Here is a 19,170-nt window from a genome sequence, read left to right on the forward strand (position 1 = left end):
GGCCGTGCAGAAGGACAGGGAACCGTACAGCTGCGGGCTCGACGTCGCGGTGGACGTCGTCGGCGGCAAGTGGAAGCCCATGATCCTCTGGGCGCTGCACGCGGGGGAGGCGCTGCGGTTCGGCGAGCTCAAGCGGCACATCGGGGGCGTCAGCGAGAAGGTGCTGACCCAGCAGCTGCGCGAGCTGGAGTCCGACGGCATCGTGCACCGCGAGGTCTACCGCGAAGTCCCGCCGAAGGTCGAGTACTCGCTGACCGATCTCGGCCAGTCCCTCAACACGGCCCTGCTGCCGCTGGGGTTGTGGGGGGACGAGCACATGCGGCAGGTGATCGCGCACAAGGACGCGGCCGACAAGAAGGCGAATAGCGCCGCCTAGGCTGGCAATTCGGGCAGAAGGCGCCCACTGCCCATACGGTGATGTACGGCCCAAAAATGAAGCCCTGATTCCGCATCGTTATCAATACTGGCTCGATCCGCCTCTGAACGTCACGTAAGTTCAGACCAAGGCTAATTCGCGTGAGCAAACTGCGCGGGCGGTGCCGCGCGGCGGAGGGGGCTGCGCGGCACCGCGAGCCTTCACCCGGCGCCGCGCGCGTCATGGCGTACGACGATCAGCGCTCCGGGACGCACGCCCCACCGAGCCATCGCCCCCGCCTCCGCCTCGAGCACGTGCCGGGCCCGCGGCCGGGGCAGCCCGATCCGCCCCGGAGTCATCGTCCGGACGGACAGCACGCGCAACTCCCGGTCGAGATACGCCACATCAATGGCGAACCGCATCCGCAGCGTGTGCACTCCGCTCGCCGGCGTCAGCAGCAGCGCACCCGTCACGCCCGGCCGCCCGAGCAGCCCCCGCCGCCGTGCCCGCGCCGTATCGGCGATCTCCAAGGCGATCTCCGCGGGGGGTGGCGCGGATGCCTCCAGCGGAACCCCTGCGGAAGGGGTGCGGACCCTCATCGTCGCCATGCCCGCGAAGTTAGCGGGCCGGACACCCGGAGCGTCAAGCGCGTGAATCTCAGGGGGGTCCCCCTTGGGGAGTACTGCCGCGCCCGGCCGAAATCCACCCTCGAACCGCGGATTCCGCCGGTGGAAAGGGATCCCGCAGTCGTCGGCCGGTTTCGGAGAGTAGTTGTGGCACGCCGATGCACCCATCGGCACTTACGAAGGGTTATGGTGGAAACCCCCCCTCGGGCCGGTCCGTCTCCCCCCCACGGACCGGCCCGATTTTTTTGTGCCAGGGCCCGGGCGGCCGGTGGCACGGCCACGGCAGCCGGTGTCCCAGCCCGGCGGCCGTGCGGCTGTCCGACCGCCCCCGGAAGATCGACATCCAGTTATCGTCAGGGACATGTCGAACCACTTCCCCCCGCCGCCCGCCCCCGAGCCCCAGCCGCAGCCGCAGCCGCAGCCGCAGACCGGCCTCCCCACGTACAACGGCCCCGCCCAGGACCCGGGACCCGGGTACGGCCACGGGCAGGGATACGGATACGGATACGGCTACGGAGGCGGCCCGATGCCCCCGCAGCAGATGCCCGGCGTCGTCCGCGCCGCGCAGATCGTCACCTGGGTGCTCGCCGGGCTCACGATCCTCGGCAGCATCGCCCTGATAGCCGTGTCCAACCCGGAGACGGCCGGAGCGGCCCTCGGCGTCAACATCTGCCTGCTGGTCGCGGCCGGCATGGCCTTCCGCTTCAACAGCGTGGGCAACGGCATCAAGATCACCTGCATCGTCCTGATGAGCGTGCAGATCCTGTTCGGCCTCGGCGGCGCCGCCGGCGGCAACCCGGGCGGCCTGCTGCCGCTGCTCGGCGCGATCGCCGTGGTCATCCTGCTCTCCCAGGGCGCGGCCGGCGCCTGGTTCAAACGGCCCCGCGCCTGACGGGAGCGGAGCACCGCACGCGGACTGAAGCACCGCCTACAGTCCGGAGCACCGCACCCATTCCGAAGCACCGCACACGGTGGGGAGCGCCGCACACGGGCTGGAGCACCGCACACAGTCCGGAGCACCGCACCCCTTCCGAGGCACCGCACACGGATTGGTGCACCGCGCACAGTCCGGAGTACCGCACACGGTGGGGAGCGCCGCACACAGTCCGGAGCACCGCGCACCCCTTCCGAAGCACCGCACACGGTGGCGAGCACCGCACACAGCAAAGAGCCCCCGGCGGCGTCGTTCCGCCCGGGGCTCTTCGCGTCAGCCGTCGGGTCAGCCCCGGCCGGCCCAGATGTTGGTGCCCGGCGTCGACACGGCGAACGTGTCGATCGCCGACAGCTCGGCGTCCGTCAGCTTCGGGCCCGCCAGCGCCGCCACGTTCTCCTCCAGCTGCTTGACGCTGGAGGCGCCGATCAGGGCGGAGGTCATCCGCTCGTCCCGCAGTACCCAGTTCAGGGCGAGCTGGGCGAGGGACTGGCCGCGGGACGTCGCGATGTCGTTCAGGCCGTTGAGGCGGCGGACGACCTCGTCGCTCAGCAGGTCGGGGTCGAGCGACTTGCCCTGCGTCGCGCGCGAGCCCTCCGGGATGCCCTTCAGGTATTTGTTCGTGAGCAGACCCTGGGCGAGCGGCACGAAGGAGATGCAGCCCATGCCGGCCTGCTCCAGCGTGTCGAGCAGCCCGTCCTCCTCGGTCCAGCGGTTGATCATCGAGTACGACGGCTGGTGGATGAGCGCGGGCACGCCCATCTCCCGCAGCAGGCGCGCCGCTTCGGCGGTCTGCTCGCTGTTGTACGAGGAGACGCCGACGTAGAGCGCCTTGCCCTGCTGGACGGCCGAGGCGAGGGCACCCATGGTCTCTTCCAGCGGGGTGTCCGGGTCGAAGCGGTGGGAGTAGAAGATGTCGACGTAGTCGAGACCCATCCGGTCGAGTGACGCGTCCAGCGACGACAGCAGGTACTTGCGGCTGCCCCACTCGCCGTACGGGCCGGGGTTCATCAGGTAGCCGGCCTTGGTCGAGATGACGAGTTCGTCGCGGTACGAGGAGAAGTCCTGCGCGAAGATCTTGCCGAAGTTGAGCTCCGCCGAACCGGGCGGGGGCCCGTAGTTGTTCGCCAGGTCGAAGTGGGTGACGCCCAGGTCGAAGGCGCGCCGGAGGATCCCGCGCTGCGTTTCGAGGGCCTTGTCGTCGCCGAAGTTGTGCCAGAGGCCTAGGGAGACGGCGGGCAGTTTCAGGCCGCTCCGGCCCGTGCGCCGGTACTCCATGGAGTCGTAACGGTCCTGTGCCGCGCGATACAGAGACGTGTCGTTCATGGGTACGAAGCTACTTCAGGGCCCTCGCACCCGACTGTGGAGGGACACTGGAGCGGCGGTAGGGTGTCGCCCTCGGGGTTGCTCTGGGCGCACCCCTTGAGGACCCTCATCTGCTGGAGGCTGACACACGTGAACCTGCGCGACCTGGTGTACGGACTTTACGCACGCCGGGTGGAAGGCCGCCTCGACCACGACCAGGTGCCCAAGCACATCGGGGTCATCCTCGACGGCAACCGGCGCTGGGCGAAGGCCGCGGGCGGGACCACCGCAGAGGGCCACCAGGCGGGCGCACACAAGATCGAGGAGTTCCTCGGCTGGTGCGCCGAGACGGACGTCGAGGTCGTCACGCTGTGGATGCTCTCGACCGACAACTTCGACCGGCCCGAGGACGAGCTGAACCCGCTCCTCGGCATCATCGAGGCCACCGTCCGCTCGCTCGTCGCCGACGGCCGCTGGCGCGTGCACCACGTCGGCGCGCTCGACCTGCTGCCCGGCCACACTCAGATGGTGATGAAGGAAGCCGAAGAGGCGACCCGCCACAACACGGGAATACTGGTCAACGTCGCGGTCGGCTACGGCGGCCGCCAGGAGATCGCCGACGCGGTCCGCTCGCTGATCCTGGAGCAGGCGGCGAACGGCATGGGCCTGGAGCAGGTCGCCGAGAGCGTCGACGTCGACCAGATCTCCAAGCACCTCTACACCAGCGGCCAGCCGGACCCCGATCTGGTGATCCGTACGAGTGGTGAACAGCGGCTGTCCGGGTTCATGCTCTGGCAGTCCGCTCACTCCGAGTACTACTTCTGCGAGGTCTTCTGGCCGGCCTTCCGGAAGGTCGATTTCCTGCGTGCGCTGCGTGATTACGCGGCACGTCACCGGCGTTACGGCGGATGACTCCCGCCTGCCCCTGAGGTCGGGGTAACCCAGAGTTAACCAACGCGTCGTCATATGCCCTGGCATGGCTGCGCATGTTCGAGGGAATACCCCTTCCAGGTCGACGTCCGAGCAGTGTCCGACAGGGACGTCGTATCTCAGCGGACGGCATGGGCCGTCCGCCCGGGAGGCCCTTTGCACCAGGACGACCGTGTGAGCAGCACGGGCGACATGGAGGGCCGGCGCTCGGCCCGCGCATCGCGGCCCGTGACCGGTCCGGCTCACACCCGCCGGATCGCCCCCGGTATCCCTCCCGTCGCTCCCCGACCTCATCCGAGGGGGTACGTCCTTCCGTGGTGACCAGCACAAAGCGCCGCATGCCCGACAGGCGCACCTATGTTCTCGACACCAGCGTCCTGCTGGCCGACCCGAATGCCCTGACCCGCTTCGACGAGCACGAAGTCGTGCTGCCCGTCGTCGTGGTGACGGAACTGGAGGCCAAGAGGCACCATCCGGAGCTCGGATACTTCGCCCGGCAGGCCCTGCGCCTGCTGGACGACTTCCGCATCCGGCACGGCCGCCTGGACGCCCCGATCCCCATCGGGGACCTGGGCGGTGTGCTGCGCGTCGAGCTCAACCACTCCGATCCCGGCGTGCTTCCCGCCGGCTACCGGTTGGGGGACAACGACTCACGGATTCTCGCCGTAGCACGCAATCTCCAGGCGGAGGGGTACGACGTCACCGTCGTGTCCAAGGACCTCCCGCTCAGGATCAAGGCCTCGTCGGTGGGGCTCCTCGCCGAGGAGTACCGCGCCGAACTGGCCATCACGGACTCCGGCTGGACCGGCATGTCCGAACTGACGCTCTCCGGAGAGCAGGTGGACCTCCTCTTTGAGGAGGACACCCTGTACGTCCCCGAGGCGGCGGACCTGCCCGTGCACACGGGCCTCACCATCCAGTCGGAGAAGGGCAAGGCCCTGGGCCGCGTCACGCCCGAGGGCAACGTCCGTCTCGTGCGCGGCGACCGGGAGGCCTTCGGCCTCAAGGGCCGCAGCGCCGAGCAGCGGGTCGCGCTCGACCTGCTCCTCGACCCGGACGTGGGGATCGTCTCGATGGGTGGCCGCGCGGGCACCGGCAAGTCCGCGCTCGCGCTCTGCGCGGGCCTGGAGGCCGTCCTGGAGCGCCGTCAGCACCAGAAGGTGATGGTCTTCCGGCCGCTGTACGCGGTGGGCGGGCAGGAGCTCGGCTATCTGCCCGGCACCGAGGCCGAGAAGATGGGCCCGTGGGCGCAGGCGGTCTTCGACACGCTCGGCTCGGTGGCGGGGAAAGAGGTCATCGAGGAGGTCACGGCGCGCGGAATGCTCGAAGTGCTTCCGCTCACCCACATCCGCGGGCGCTCGCTGCACGACGCGTTCGTGATCGTGGACGAGGCGCAATCGCTGGAGCGGAATGTCCTGTTGACCGTTCTGTCCCGAATCGGGGCGAACTCCCGTGTCGTACTGACCCACGACGTGGCCCAGCGCGACAACCTCCGGGTGGGGCGGTACGACGGAGTGGTCGCCGTGGTCGAGAAACTGAAGGGCCATCCGCTCTTCGCGCACATCACGCTCACCCGTTCGGAGCGTTCGCAGATTGCGGCACTGGTGACCGAAATGCTGGAGGACGGACACCTCTGAGGGATCCGGCCGTTCTGACCCCTTGGGGTCGGTTCGCGGCGGTTGAGCGGTAGTTGGCGCCGTCCGGCGAAGCGAGCGAGCCTAGCCGGGCGGCGTCTTCGCGCGTGTCGCTTTCCGTAAAACTCCTGGGGCAAACGGGGTGTGAGCTATCCCACGCAACGGAGAATTGCCTTGCGGTGTCCGGCTGGGGCAGAGTCTGGGTCCTGTCAGGCCCCGCATGCGACACACGTGTACCCCCAGCGGTACGACAACTCGAGCACCACAGAACTTCATAGTGACCGTCGCATGCCGCCCGAGCACCACGCGACGCTCCCGTCACGGGAGTTGTCCACCGGGTCCGTGCCTCCCGTGACCGATCGATAGCGGAGGCCAGCGCCAGGGGCACGATTGCGTCCGCGAGGTCACCCATGCGGGCGATGCTGGAAGGAAACCGTGTGAGCCGGATTTCGGTCCGGGGATTCGCCGTGGCGTCAGCCACCGCGGTCACCACCGTCGGCGCTGTCGTGGGTGTCGCCTCGGGTGACACCCAGCCCTCGAACACGAACGACCTCGAGGCTGCGGCAAGCGACGCGACACTCCTCGCAGAGATCCCCGCGGGACAGCAGGCCCAGGTCCAGACCGCGTCCCTGTCGCAGCAGGCCGACGCGCAGGCCATGGCCGCCGACACCGCCGCCAAGAAGACCGCCGCGGAGGAGGCCCGCAAGCAGGCCGCCGCCTCGGCGATCGAGAAGCAGCAGGCCGCGGAGAAGGCGGAGGCGGCCAAGAAGGCCGCCGCCAAGAAGGAGCGCGAGGAGAAGGCCGAGACAAAGGCCAGCCGCTCCTCCAGCCGCGACGCCGCCAGCTTCGCGCCGCAGAGCTCGTACTCGGTCTCCCAGGTCCAGGCGATGGCACGACAGATGATCCCCGGGGATCAGTTCCAGTGCTTCAGCAACATCGTCAACCACGAGTCCACGTGGAACTACAAGGCGACCAACGCCTCTTCGGGTGCCTACGGCCTCGTCCAGGCGCTGCCCGGTTCCAAGATGGCCTCGGCGGGCGCCGACTGGCAGACGAATCCGGCTACGCAGATAAAGTGGGGCCTCAACTACATGAACGACCGCTACGGAAGCCCGTGCGGAGCCTGGAGCTTCTGGCAGGCGAACAGCTGGTACTAGGCCCGTAGCCAGGCCGTACCGCGCTCAACCTTGAGAGGCCCCTCACCGTCCTTCGGTGAGGGGCCTCTCCCCTGTACGGTCGGTCCGGACAGCCCCAGGGGGGAGTAGTGCGAAAAGGCGGGGGAAGAGGACGGATCATGTCGCGAGTGCCAGGGTGGTTCGGTCGGCTCGGTGCCGGGCTGAGCGGGATGAGCGAGCGGTTGAACGAGCAGCGCCGCGACAAGGAAGCCGAGGCGGACGCCGACGAGTCGCGTGACGCGCTGCGGGACCGGGCGCGGGACGACGCCGCGCGCGACACCCCCGACAGCACCGCGGACGACGACGCGGGCGCCGCGGAGCACGTACCGCCGCCGCCCGCGTACGCACCGGCCGTGTCGGCACGGCCCGACCCCGTGGCGGCCGTGCCCTGGGGCATGCGGGTCGCCGCCGAGGCCGGCTGGCGGCTGCTCGTCCTCGCGGGCACCCTCTGGGTCGTCATGAAGGTCATCAGCGCGGTACAGCTCGTGGTGCTCGCCTTCGTGGCCGCCCTGCTGATCACCGCGATGCTGCAGCCCACGGTGGCCCGGCTCAAGAAGCTCGGTCTGCCGAGAGGGCTGGCGACCGCCGTCACCGCGATCCTCGGCTTCGTCATCATGGGCCTGGTCGGCTGGTTCGTGGTGTGGCAGGTCATGGACAACGCCAACGAACTGTCGCGGCAGGTCCAGGACGGCATCGAGGACCTGCGCAAGTGGCTGCTGAACAGCCCCTTCCACGTGACCGAGGACCAGATCAACGAGATCGCCAAGAGCCTGCGCGACGCGGTCGGCGCCAACACGGAGGAAATCACCTCCGCGGGCCTCGAAGGCGTCACGGTCATCGTCGAGACGATGACCGGCATCCTGCTCGCGATGTTCTCGACGCTCTTCCTGCTCTACGACGGCAAGCGCATCTGGCAGTGGACGCTGAAGCTGGTGCCCGCCCAGGCGCGGCCCGGCATCGCGGGCGCGGGCCCCAGGGCCTGGCGCACGCTCACCGCGTACGTGCGCGGCACGGTGATAGTGGCTCTGATCGACGCCATCTTCATCGGGCTCGGCATCTACTTCCTCGGCGTGCCGATGGCGGTGCCGCTCGCCGTGTTCATCTTCCTGTTCGCGTTCATCCCGCTGGTGGGCGCCGTGGTCTCGGGCGCGCTGGCGGTCGTCGTCGCGCTGGTCACCCAGGGCGTGTTCACCGCGGTGATGGCGCTGGTGGTCGTCCTCGCCGTGCAGCAGATCGAGGGCCACATCCTGCAGCCCTTCATCCTCGGGCGCGCGGTGCGCGTCCACCCGCTCGCGGTGGTGCTCTCCGTCGCCGCGGGCGGTCTCGTCGCCGGGATCGGCGGAGCGGTCGTCGCGGTGCCGCTGGTCGCCGTCACGAACACGGTCGTCGGCTATCTGCGGGCGTACTCGCGCGAGGCGGCGCTCAAGCAGTCGCCGCAGCCGCGGGGCGCCACGGCCTCGGACGTCGCGCCGGTGGAGCGGGCCGAACCGGCCGAACCGGGCGAGCCGGCGCAGAAGTAGCAGAAGCAGTCGTCGTACACCGAAAAGCGCCGGACGCTCTGGATCTCTCCAGCTCGTCCGGCGCTTCTTCGTGCGGGGGTGTGGACTACTCCGCGAGATGCGCCTCGGAGTCCAGCGTGACGCCGACCGCCTGGATGACCGAGGCGACCTTGAAGGCCTCCTGGATCGTCTCGCGGTCGACACCGGCCTTGCGCAGGACCTGCTCGTGCGAGTCCAGGCACTGGCCGCAGCCGTTGATCGCGGAGACCGCGAGGGACCACAGCTCGAAGTCGACCTTCTCGACGCCCGGGTTGCCGATGACGTTCATCCGCAGACCGGCGCGCATCGTCCCGTACTCCGAGTCGGAGAGCAGGTGGCGCGTGCGGTAGAAGACGTTGTTCATCGCCATGATGGCGGCGGCCGACTTGGCGGCGGTGTACGCCTCGGGGGAGAGGTTCGCCTTCGCCTCGGGCTCCAGCTCGCGCAGCACCTTCGGGGAGCGGGACGCGATGGCGCAGGCCAGCACGGTGCCCCACAGCTGCTGCTGCGGCAGGTCGCTGTTGCCGATGACCGAGCCCAGGTTCAGGCGGAGGTCCTTGGCGTAGTCCGGTACGGCGGACTTCAGTTCTTCGAGTGCCATGTCAGAAGGCTCCGTTCACTCGCCGGAGAGCAGCGCGACCGGGTCGAGGGTCTCGTCGCCCTTGCTCCAGTTGCACGGGCACAGCTCGTCGGTCTGCAGGGCGTCGAGGACCCGGAGGACCTCCTTGGGGTTACGGCCCACGGAACCGGCGGTCACCATCGTGAACTGGATCTCGTTGTTCTGGTCGACGATGAAGACGGCGCGCTGCGCGAAGCCGTCCTCGCCCTCGATGCCGAGGTCACGCATGAGCTCGTGCTTCGAGTCGGCCAGCATCGGGAAGGGCAGGTCCGTCAGGTCCGGGTGGTCCTTGCGCCAGGCGTGGTGCACGAACTCGGAGTCGCCGGAGAAGCCGAGGATCTGGGCGTCACGGTCGGCGAACTCGTCGTTCAGCTTGCCGAAGGCCGCGATCTCGGTGGGGCACACGAAGGTGAAGTCCTTGGGCCACGCGAAGACGATCTTCCACTTGCCCTCGTAGGTCTTGTGGTTGATCTGCTCGAACTCGCTGCCCTTCTCCATCGAGACGCAGGCGGTCAGGTCGAACTCGGGGAACTTGTCACCGACAGTGAGCACACGTACTCCTTGCAGCAAAGAAAATCCCTTTTGGGGAGTTTCCTGTGGGGTTGGACTGATGTCGATGGTGGCACAGGGTGCATTGATTAGGGAAATAGCTAGAGTGGGTCATGTTGATCGGAGGTGGTTATCAGTGCGAGCCATAAATAGGGGCAAGCAGCCCAGCGGCAAGCAGCCGAGCCTGGCGCAGCTGCGGGCGTTCGCCGCCGTGGCCGACCACCTGCACTTCCGGGACGCCGCCTCGGCGATCGGCATGAGCCAGCCCGCCCTCTCCGGGGCCGTGGCCGCGCTCGAGGAGGCACTGGGTGTCAAGCTCCTGGAGCGGACCACCCGGAAGGTGCTGCTCTCACCCGCCGGCGAACGCCTCGCCCTGCGGGTCAACGCGGTCCTCGGCGAGGTCGAGGCGCTCATGGAGGAGGCCGACGCCGTCAAGGCGCCCTTCACCGGGGCGCTGCGGCTCGGCGTCATCCCCACCGTCGCCCCGTACCTGCTGCCGACGGTGATCGCGCTCGTCCACGAGAAGTACCCGGACCTGGACCTCCAGGTGCACGAGGAGCAGACCACCTCGCTGCTCGAGGGGCTCGCGGCCGGGCGGCTCGACCTGCTGCTGCTCGCGGTGCCGCTCGGCGTGCCCGGGATGAGCGAACTGCCCCTGTTCGACGAGGACTTCGTGCTCGTCACCCCGCTCGACCACTGGCTCGGCGGCCGCGAGGGCATCCCGCGCGAGGCGCTCAAGGAGCTGAACCTGCTGCTCCTGGACGAGGGCCACTGCCTGCGCGACCAGGCCCTGGACATCTGCCGGGAGGCGGGCCGCGCGGACGCCCCGGTGACCACGACCGCGGCCGGGCTCTCCACGCTCGTGCAGCTGGTGGCCGGCGGGCTCGGCGTGACGCTCCTGCCGCGCACCGCCGTACGCGTCGAGACCAGCCGCAGCAATCAACTGCTGACCGGGTACTTCGCCGACCCGGCGCCGACCCGGCGGATCGCCCTGGTGATGCGCACCGGCGCCGCGCGGGCAGCCGAGTACGAGGAACTGGCGGGGGCCCTGAAGGAAGCGGTACGGCCGCTGCCGGTGCGGGTCGTGTGACCCCGCACCGGCAACGGCCGCCGTCCTTCGCGGCCCGGCGCTCACTCCGTGCGCAGGCCCTCCGGGCGCATCATCCTGCGCAGGGGCGGCAGGCTCAGCAGGGTCACGATCGCGACCATCGCCGCGCCCGCGGCCGTCAGCGGCAGGAACGACCACCAGTCGGTGACCGACTTGTCGATCATGCGGGTCATGACCACGCCGAGGCCGAGACCGCCGACGATCGCCAGCGCGAGGCCGAGGGCGACCGGGACGGCCGTCTGCCACAGGAGTGACCACGCCATCGACGAGCGGCGCGTGCCGAACGCGGTGAGGACGGCCAGCAGCCGCTTGCGCTCCCGCAGTTGCTCGATCATCGAGACCAGCATGGACGCCGCGATCAGTGCCATCGTGGCGCTCGCCCCGATCTGCAGGCCGCGCGCGATGGACGCGTACTGCTTGTCGCGGTCGACCGACTGCAGCGTGTCCAGCCCGAGGAACGGACTGATGCGGGCCGCCGTGTTGCGCACGTGCTCCTCGGCGTCCGCCACCTTCGGGTCGGTCTTGACCCAGGAGATCGTCGACGCGTCGTCCAGCTTCCTGGTGTCGACGGCGCTCGGCGTGGCGAAGATGCCGTCGATCTTCCTGCCGGACGGGTTGGGCCGGGCATCGACGACGGAGGTGCTCTTGGGCAGTGTCCACAGGACCGGCTCGGCGCCCTTGTCGAAGTCGGGGTCGGGCCCGATGTTCACCGGCTTGCCGGGGCGCGCGGTGGTGTCCACCCACTTGTTCATCTGCCGGCTGCCCGTGTGCGCGACGAAGGTGTCGCCGTCCTTGCACGAGTCGAGGTGCGCGAGCTCGCGCAGGGTCGCGCAGGTGCCGATGGTCAGCTCCGTGGTCGGCGTGATGTCGTCGACCTTCTTGCCGCCGGGCCGGGTGACGTACGCCTGCACGGTCCCGATGACCTTCGTGACGCCCTCGGTCGCCGCGAAGTCGTCGATCATCCGCTGGGCGAGGGCACCGTTGGCGGACCCGCTGCGGACCGTGAGCTGGGCGCGCGAGGTGTCCTGCCCGGTCATCTGGTTGAAGTCGTCGTGCATGGACGCGAACATCATCTGCAGCGCCACCGCGCCGGCCACCGCCACGGTGATGCCGCTGACCGCGCGGGACGCCGTGCCCGTCGTCAGCTGCAGCCTGCGCACGGCGAGCTGCCAGGGCACGGGGCCGCCGCGCAGCCGTCCCACGACGGCCTCCACCAGCCAGGGCAGCAGTGCGCTGAGGCCGATCAGGGAGAGCGCCGAACCCACCGCGATCGCGGGCACGTTGACGGCGCTGTTCGCCGCGGAGCGGTCGATGCGGCCCGAGTACAGCAGGATGCCGATGCCGAGGACCGGCACGACGAGCCGCCACCACAGGCGGCGCGCCCGCTGCTTGGCGCCCCGGAAGACGCCGAGCGGTTCGATGGCGACCGCGCGCAGCGAGATCAGCGTCACCAGGACCGCCGACAGCGGCACGGCCACCGCGACCAGGGCGACCAGGCCGGGCGAGGGGACCATGTCGGACGGGAAGGCGCTGACGTTCGTCAGGTCGACCACGCCCACCAACTCCCGTAGGAGCAGGAAGAACGCGGCGCCCGCGACGAGCCCGAGGAGCGCGCCGAACAGCGCCTCGCCCGCCGCGATCCTGCGTACCGCGCGGGCGTCCGCACCGACCAGGCGCAGGGCCGCGAGCCGCCGGTCGCGGCGGTCGCCGCCGAACCGCACGGCCGTCCCGATGAAGATCGCCACCGGGGTGAGGAGCACGACGCAGATCAGGACGACGAGCGCCATCAGGAACGGGTCGAGGGGCAGCGAGTTGTCCTGCCCGAAGCTCTCGACGCGGTAGCTGTCGCCCGACGTGCTGAGCTTGTCGCTGCCCAGGTAGTACTGGAGCTCCAGCGGCGAGACCAGGCCCGCCTCGCCGATGGTGCCGGTCACGCGGAAGTCGCGGAAGCGCTCCTTGAGCAGCTTGTTCGCCGGGTCGTCCAGCATGTCGCGCAGCGCGGGCGAGACGACCATCTCGCCGGCCGCCGGCATCTGGTCGAGCCCCGGCGGCAGCACGGGGTGGTCGCCGTCGGCGCGCATGAAGACGCCGGTCACGGTCTTGCCGCGGAAGGTGGTGCCGGTGTTGCGCATCAGCACCGTCGTGTCGGTCTCCTTGACCGACTTCCCGTCCATCGCGGAGTGCGGCGTGCGGGCGAACTGACGGTCGTCGCGGTTCTGCAGCAGGTTCGGCACCGAGGCGGCGCCGAGCAGCAGCGCGACGCCGAGGCCGACGCCGAGGGCGGTCAGGATCGTGCGGATCCAGCCCTCGCGGCCGCCGCCGGCCGCGAAGCGTATGCCCATGCCCAGGTCACGCATCCAGGCGGTGGCCGCGGACGGGGGAGTGGCGGGCGGCGCCGCGACGGGACGCTCGGGACGCACCTGGGTATCGCTCATGCGGTCCGCTCCATGTCGCGGGACTTGCCGTCGCGCACGACGATCTCGCGGTCGGAGTAGGCGGCGACCCGGGTCTCGTGGGTGACCAGGACGACGGCCGCGTTGGTCGAGCGGGCCGCGTCGGTCAGGAGCTCCATGACGCGCTCGCCGTTGAGGGAGTCGAGGGCGCCGGTCGGCTCGTCGGCGAAGATCACCCGCGGTCCCGTGGCGAGCGCGCGGGCCACGGCGACGCGCTGGCCCTGGCCGCCGGAGACCTCGCCCGGGCGCTTGCCGGCGACGTCGTCGACCTCCAGGCGGGCCATCCAGGAGCGGGCCGTGGCCTCGGCGTCCTTGCGCTTGACGCCGTTCAGGCGCAGCGGAAGGGCGACGTTCTCGACACAGGTGAGCTCGGGGACGAGCTGTCCGAACTGGAAGACGAAGCCGAACTCGCTGCGGCGCAGCGCGCTGAGCTCCGCGTCGGACATGCCGGTCAGCGAGCGGCCCTGGTACGTGATCGAGCCCTCGTCGGGCCTGACGATCCCGGCGAGGCAGTGCAGCAGGGTCGACTTCCCGGAACCGGAAGGACCCATGACGGCGACGACCTCGCCGGGGTGGATGGAGAACGCCGCGCCGTCGAGCGCGGTGGTCGGACCGTAGGTCTTGCGCAGTCCTTCGGCCGTGAGAAGGGAACCAGCGGGGGTCATGCGGAGCGCACCTCCTGGGCGAGCTTGCCGAGACGTGCGGCGGCCAGCTCCAGCCAGCGCAGATCGGCTTCGAGGTGGAAGAGCGCGTGGTCGCAGATGAGCTGGTCGGCGAGATCGCCCTTGCGCTTGCGGTCGGTCAGTATGCGCATCAGGCGCAGGTGCTCGGCGCGCTGGACGTCGAGGAGTTCGGCGGCGTCGCGGCCGGTGAGCAGCGCGAGGACGACCTTGGTGTAGAGGGTCGACTGGAGGTAGGGCTCCGGCTTCTCCGGGGTCGCGAGCCAGCGGTGCACGTCCGTGATGCCGGCATCCGTGATCGCGTACCGCTTGCGCTCGGGGCCGCCGCCCGCCTCTATGCCGTCGACCTCGACGAGCCCGTTCTTCAGCAGCCGGGACATGGTCGAGTAGACCTGCCCGTAGTGCAGGGGCTTGTCGTGCCCGAACTTCTCGTCGAAGGCGCGCTTGAGGTCGTAGCCGTGCCGGGGGCCGGACTCCAGAAGACCCAGAAGGGTGTGGCCAATGGACATGCGGAGCACTCTACATGCTGTGTATACGTGCCGTGTATACGCAGGGTGTAGAGCGGTGTGCGGGGCAGGGGGCGGAGCCCCTTTGTGCGGCGGCCGGGCAACCATCCGGGCCCCGGGATCGTCGGTTCCTAGGGGGCAGGTGCTGATTGTCACGTCCGGAAAAGACCGGAAGGGCAGGAGTTTGTCCCAGGGTGCGGTGTTAGCTTCATGAGCTGACTCGACGTACGCATGTGGACTAGACGGAAGCGGAGCACTCTCAGTCATGGGCCGAGCCGAAGCACGACAAGCGCGTAAGCGCGGTGCCCGCCGGGCAGCGCGTGGGCGCCCGTCCGGCGGCAAGCGCACCGGCATACGCCGCTTCTTCACCTGGAAGAAGATCCTCGGGACGTTCTTCGGGTTCTGCCTGCTCGGCATGCTCGGCTTCGTGGTGCTGTACCTCGTGGTGGACATCCCCAAGGGCAACGCCGCCGCGAAGATGCAGAGCAACGTTTACAAGTACAGCAACGGCGACGTCATCGCGCGCACCGGTGACGTGAACCGCGAGATCGTCGACCTGGACAAGGTCCCCAAGGGCGTCCAGAAGACCTTCGTCGCCGCCGAGAACAAGTCCTTCTACAAGGACGAGGGCATCGACTTCAAGGGCACCGCCCGCGGCCTCATCAACACGGTGACCGGCAAGGGCAAGCAGGGCGGCTCGACGATCACCCAGCAGTACGTGAAGAACTACTACCTCAGCCAGGACCAGACCGTCAGCCGCAAGCTGAAGGAACTGGTCGTCTCGCTGAAGGTGGACCGCGAGAAGAGCAAGGACGACATCCTCGCGGGCTACATCAACACCAGCTACTACGGCCGCGGCGCCTACGGCATCCAGGCCGCCGCCCAGGCCTACTACGGAGTCGACGCCCAGGAGCTGGACGTGGACCAGGGCGCCTATCTCGCCGCCCTGCTGCAGGCCCCCAGCCAGTACGACTGGACCTCCGCGACGCCGACCGGCAGGAAGCTCGTCAAGCAGCGCTGGAACTACGTCCTCGACAACATGGTCGAGGAGGGCTGGCTGGACTCCGGCAAGCGCGAGGCGATGAAGTTCCCCAAGCCGGGACCCCCCAAGCCGCCGCCCGGCCGCGAGGGCCAGATCGGCTACCTCGTCGAGGAGGCCAAGCGGGAGGTCCTGCGCAACAGCGACCTCAGCGAGGCCGAGTTCGAGGCCGGCGGCTACACGGTCACGCTGAACATCGACCCCAAGAAGCAGAAGCAGCTCGAGAGGGCCGTCGACAAGAAGCTGAACGACAAGCTCGACCGCAAGAAGAACAAGGCGGACGCCCGGGTCCAGGCGGGCGCGGCCTCCGTCGACCCCAAGAGCGGCAAGGTCCTCGCCATGTACGGCGGCGAGGACTACGTGAAGCACTACACGAACAACGCCACCCGCCGCGACTACCAGTCGGCCTCCACCTTCAAGCCGCTGATCCTCGCCGCGGCCCTGGAGAACGGCTCCACGACGCAGGAGGGCAAGCCGATCACCGCGGGCACCGTCTACGACGGCACCAGCGAACGGCCGGTCAAGGGCGGCGACGTCGCCTTCGCGCCGCCCAACGAGGACGACGTCAGCTATGGACCCGTCACCGTCCAGAAGGCGATGAACAAGTCCGTCAACTCCGTCTTCGCGCAGATGGGCGTGGACGTGGGCATGCCCAAGGTCATGGAGACCGCCGGCAAGCTCGGCATGGACGTCAAGGGTCTGCCCGCCGTGCCCGCCCAGACCCTGGGCTCCATGGGCGCGAGCCCGCTGGAGATGGCCGGCGTCTACGCCACCCTCGACAACCACGGCAAGAAGGTCACCCCCGCCCTGGTCGGCTCCGTCGACCACAAGGACCGCACGGTCGACCTGCCGGACCCGATCGGCGACCAGGTCGTCCAGCGCGGCACCGCCGACTCGATCACCTCGGTCCTGACCGGCGTGGTCGACGACGGCACCGGCCGCGCGGTGCGCAACCCCGCGCAGGACGTCGCGGGCAAGACCGGTACGTCCGACGACAACAAGTCGGCCTGGTTCACCGGCTACACCCCGAAGATGGTCACTTCCGTCGGCCTCTTCGGCGAGGGCGCCCAGGGCACCGACGAGCAGCACAAGCAGGTGTCGATGAAGGGGGCGGGCGGCTTCCCGCGCGTCAACGGCTCGGGCTTCCCCGCCGAGATCTGGGCGGGCTACACGTTCGACGCCATGGGCTCGCCGAGCTCGTTCGACCTCGACACGGACATGGGCGCGGCCGTGGCGCCGCCCGCGGAGCCGACGCGGACCCCGACCAAGGAGCCGACCAAGGAGCCGACGAAGGAGCCGACGAAGGAGCCGTCGAAGACGCCGACGAAGACTCCCACGCAGACTCCGAGCCAGACTCCCACGCAGACCCCGACCCAGACGCCGACGAACACCCCGACGACCGGGCCCGACCCGACGGACTCGACCGGCTTCCCGGAAGAACCCGACGAAGGACTGCTGGGCCGGGACTGATCCCCGCCCGCGGACCGGTCCGACCCGTCTGAACTGATCCGACTGATCCGCATGCGAAGGCGCCCCGGACCGCACAGGTCCGGGGCGCCTTCGCATGCCCGAGGGAAGGGGCGCTCAGTTCCGGTTCAGCTCGAACCAGACGACCTTCCCGGTGCTCAGCCGTGTCGCGCCCCAGCGCCGCGCCATCTTGTTGACCAGGTACAGGCCGCGGCCGCCCTCGTCGGTGGCGCGCGCCTGCCGGAGTCGGGGCAGCTGCGGCACGTCGTCGCCGACCTCGCAGCGCAGTACGTCGGTGCGGAGCAGCCGCAGCGTGATCGGCCGCGACGCGTACCGCACGGCGTTCGTCACGACCTCGCTGACGAGGAGCTCCACCGAATCCGTCAGGTCCTCCATGCCCCAGCGCACCAGCGCGCTGCGGGCCAGCCGTCGGGCGCGTGACGGCGTCGCGTTCTCCGGTTCGAGGAACCAGTACGCGACGTCGCTCGGCGCGATTCCGTCGAAGCGGGCGGCGAGCAGCGCGATGTCGTCGTCCCGGTCGCCGGGCCCGAGCATGTCGAGCACCTCGTCGCAGAGCGCCTCCAGGGGCGGCGGGTGGTCGGGGCCCGTCAGCTGGGCGGTCGCGGCGAGCCGCTCGCGCAGCTGTTCTATGCCGGTCCACACGTCGCGCAGCCGGGACTCGACGAGCCCGTCCGTGTAGAGGAGCAGGGTCGCGCCCGCGGGAGCGTCGAGCTCCACGGCCTCGAAGTCGACGCCGCCGACGCCGATGGGCGCGCCCGGCGGCACCCGCAGGACCTCCGCCCGGCCGCCCAGGTGCAGCAGCACGGGCGGGGGATGGCCCGCGTTGGCGATGGTGATGCGGTGCGAGACCGGGTCGTACACCGCGTACAGGCAGGTCGCCATGCGGTCGGAGCCGAGCCGCTGGGCCTGCTCGTCCAGGTGGTGCAGGACCTCCTGGGGCGGCAGGTCGAGCCCGGCCAGGGTCTGTGCGGTCGTCCGCAGCTGGCCCATGATCGCGGCCGAGGTCATGGAGTGCCCCATGACGTCGCCCACGACCAGGGCGACGCGGCTGCCGGGCAGCGGGATCGCGTCGTACCAGTCGCCGCCGACCCGGGCGGTCTCGGCCGCCGGGAGGTAGCGCGAGGCGAGCCGCACGCCGGTCGGGCGCGGCAGCGTCTCGGGCAGCATGGTGCGCTGCAGCTCGTCGGCGATGTACGCCTCACGGCCGTACAGGACGGCCTTGTCGATGCCGAGCGCGCTGTGCGTGGCCAGCTGGGCGGCGACCAGCAGATCGTCGGACTCGAACGCGTGGCGGTCGGGGCGGCGCAGGAACACGGCCGCGCCGATCACCCGGCGGCGGCCCCGCAGCGGCGCGAGGATCGCCCGCTGTCCGGCCGGCAGGGTGCGTCCCTCGCCGAGCAGTTCGGGCAGCGCGGCCCGCGCCGCCGCCGAGTCCGCGAAGACCGGACGCACCCCGCGCAGGACTTCGGCGAGCGCGCCGCCGGGCCGCACCTCGCACAGCTCGGCACTGCCCATCACATCCGTGATGTCGGGCTGCACCACCTGCAGCGTGGGCAGCGTGCCGCTCTCGGTGTCCGGCTCCTCCGCGCCCTCCTCGATGGAGCGCAGCCGGTCGGTGCGGCGCAGCCGCAGCACCAGCGGACCGGTGGGCCGCTCGTCACCGACGGGCAGCGGATCGCGCAGGTACACCAGGATCGCGTCGGAGAACGTCGGGACCGTCGCCCGGCACAGGCCCATCACGATCTCGTCGAGGTCGATGCCGCGGGCGATGCGCCGGGTCGCCGCGCCCACGAAGCGCAGCCGGTCGCCGTCGCGCCGCATCGCCACCGGACCCGTGCCCGGCGGCCTCGGCTGCCCGGAGCGCCGCTCCTCACCGTCCGGCGAACCCGGTCCACCGGCCGCCGGCGAGGGCCCGGACTGCGACGGCACGCCGGACTCGGGCGCCGGGCGCGGCCGGTGCGGGTCCGGCTCGGCGGCCGACGGCTGCGAGTGCTCGCCCGACGGCGGTACCGGGGCGTTTGGGCGTGCTTCGCCCGTGGCTGTCTCTGCCCTTGAGCCGGCGCCGGTCCCCTCCCGGGGTTCGGGGGAACGCAGCAGCGCCCCGCGGGGATCCGCGGGGGCGGTCGGCCGGGCAGCGGGTGCCTTGCGACCCTCGTGGGGGGTGAGGTGCTCCGTCACGCGTTTCGAATCCGTCCGTCCGGGGCTGCGCGCCGTGCGCGCCGTCCAGCGTTGCA

Annotated in this window: 16 protein-coding genes; 8 read left to right on the forward strand and 8 right to left on the reverse strand. The window is 70.2% G+C overall.

Annotated elements, in window-relative coordinates; all coding sequences use genetic code 11:
* Positions 1–4: 4 nt before the first annotated feature.
* On the forward strand, positions 5–376 hold the full coding sequence (locus ACZ592_RS07075) for a winged helix-turn-helix transcriptional regulator (RefSeq protein ID WP_471580467.1): 372 nt from the start codon (positions 5–7) through the stop codon (positions 374–376).
* 200 nt (positions 377–576) lie between these two features.
* Here the strand turns inward: ACZ592_RS07075 and ACZ592_RS07080 are convergent, their stop codons facing one another.
* Positions 577–954, reverse strand: a complete 378-nt coding sequence (locus tag ACZ592_RS07080) for a DUF192 domain-containing protein (RefSeq protein WP_471580735.1) — start codon at positions 952–954, stop codon at positions 577–579.
* 388 nt (positions 955–1,342) lie between these two features.
* Here ACZ592_RS07080 and ACZ592_RS07085 point away from each other — a divergent pair, with 388 nt between their 5' ends.
* Positions 1,343–1,873 carry a hypothetical protein gene (locus ACZ592_RS07085; RefSeq protein WP_471580468.1) on the forward strand — a complete coding sequence of 177 codons (531 nt, stop codon included), beginning with the start codon at positions 1,343–1,345 and terminating at the stop codon, positions 1,871–1,873.
* A 327-nt stretch (positions 1,874–2,200) separates the two neighbouring features.
* On the opposite strand, the gene mgrA is transcribed toward ACZ592_RS07085, so the two are convergent.
* The gene (mgrA, locus tag ACZ592_RS07090; RefSeq protein WP_471580469.1) at positions 2,201–3,238 is read right to left on the reverse strand and encodes an L-glyceraldehyde 3-phosphate reductase; all 1,038 of its coding nucleotides are present in this window, start codon (positions 3,236–3,238) and stop codon (positions 2,201–2,203) included.
* Between the two features lie 129 nt (positions 3,239–3,367).
* On the opposite strand from mgrA, the gene ACZ592_RS07095 reads away from it, so the two are divergent.
* The 4 genes from ACZ592_RS07095 (at position 3,368) to ACZ592_RS07110 (ending at position 8,476) form a co-directional block, all read left to right on the forward strand.
* The gene (locus tag ACZ592_RS07095; RefSeq protein WP_471580470.1) at positions 3,368–4,129 is read left to right on the forward strand and encodes an isoprenyl transferase; all 762 of its coding nucleotides are present in this window, start codon (positions 3,368–3,370) and stop codon (positions 4,127–4,129) included.
* Positions 4,130–4,461: 332 nt separating this feature from the next.
* Positions 4,462–5,784, forward strand: coding sequence for a PhoH family protein (locus ACZ592_RS07100; RefSeq protein ID WP_471580471.1), 1,323 nt, complete (start codon positions 4,462–4,464; stop codon positions 5,782–5,784).
* Between the two features lie 434 nt (positions 5,785–6,218).
* A complete protein-coding gene (locus tag ACZ592_RS07105; RefSeq protein WP_471580472.1) occupies positions 6,219–6,938 on the forward strand; it encodes an aggregation-promoting factor C-terminal-like domain-containing protein in 720 nt (239 codons plus the stop codon).
* Between the two features lie 137 nt (positions 6,939–7,075).
* Positions 7,076–8,476 (forward strand): AI-2E family transporter, encoded by a 1,401-nt coding sequence (locus ACZ592_RS07110; RefSeq protein WP_471580473.1) that lies wholly within the window; start codon positions 7,076–7,078, stop codon positions 8,474–8,476.
* Between the two features lie 85 nt (positions 8,477–8,561).
* Here ACZ592_RS07110 and ACZ592_RS07115 read toward each other — a convergent pair whose 3' ends face one another.
* Both ACZ592_RS07115 and ACZ592_RS07120 read right to left on the reverse strand, forming a co-directional pair.
* Positions 8,562–9,095, reverse strand: coding sequence for an alkyl hydroperoxide reductase (locus tag ACZ592_RS07115; protein WP_471580474.1), 534 nt, complete (start codon positions 9,093–9,095; stop codon positions 8,562–8,564).
* A gap of 15 nt (positions 9,096–9,110) precedes the next feature.
* On the reverse strand, positions 9,111–9,665 hold the full coding sequence (locus tag ACZ592_RS07120) for a peroxiredoxin (RefSeq protein ID WP_055551322.1): 555 nt from the start codon (positions 9,663–9,665) through the stop codon (positions 9,111–9,113).
* A 133-nt stretch (positions 9,666–9,798) separates the two neighbouring features.
* On the opposite strand from ACZ592_RS07120, the gene ACZ592_RS07125 reads away from it, so the two are divergent.
* Complete coding sequence (locus tag ACZ592_RS07125; protein ID WP_471580475.1) at positions 9,799–10,752, forward strand: hydrogen peroxide-inducible genes activator; 954 nt, start codon at positions 9,799–9,801, stop codon at positions 10,750–10,752.
* 41 nt (positions 10,753–10,793) lie between these two features.
* On the opposite strand, the gene ACZ592_RS07130 is transcribed toward ACZ592_RS07125, so the two are convergent.
* The 3 genes from ACZ592_RS07130 to ACZ592_RS07140 are packed head-to-tail and all read right to left on the reverse strand — an operon-like array spanning position 10,794 to position 14,412.
* Complete coding sequence (locus ACZ592_RS07130) at positions 10,794–13,205, reverse strand: FtsX-like permease family protein (RefSeq protein WP_471580476.1); 2,412 nt, start codon at positions 13,203–13,205, stop codon at positions 10,794–10,796.
* Entirely contained in the window at positions 13,202–13,888 is a 687-nt protein-coding gene (locus ACZ592_RS07135) for an ABC transporter ATP-binding protein (protein ID WP_471580477.1), read from the reverse strand. The genes ACZ592_RS07130 and ACZ592_RS07135 overlap by 4 nt, the downstream gene beginning before the upstream one ends.
* Positions 13,885–14,412 (reverse strand): PadR family transcriptional regulator, encoded by a 528-nt coding sequence (locus tag ACZ592_RS07140; protein WP_471580478.1) that lies wholly within the window; start codon positions 14,410–14,412, stop codon positions 13,885–13,887. Before ACZ592_RS07140 ends, ACZ592_RS07135 begins: the two co-directional genes overlap by 4 nt.
* Before the next feature lie 262 nt (positions 14,413–14,674).
* Here ACZ592_RS07140 and ACZ592_RS07145 point away from each other — a divergent pair, with 262 nt between their 5' ends.
* Positions 14,675–16,918: a transglycosylase domain-containing protein gene (locus ACZ592_RS07145; RefSeq protein WP_471580479.1), complete on the forward strand. Its 2,244-nt coding sequence runs from the start codon at positions 14,675–14,677 to the stop codon at positions 16,916–16,918.
* 114 nt (positions 16,919–17,032) lie between these two features.
* On the opposite strand, the gene ACZ592_RS07150 is transcribed toward ACZ592_RS07145, so the two are convergent.
* On the reverse strand, positions 17,033–19,114 hold the full coding sequence (locus ACZ592_RS07150) for a SpoIIE family protein phosphatase (protein WP_471580480.1): 2,082 nt from the start codon (positions 19,112–19,114) through the stop codon (positions 17,033–17,035).
* Between the last annotated feature and the right edge of the window lie 56 nt (positions 19,115–19,170).

The organism is Streptomyces sp. NPDC040622, from assembly GCF_055593965.1.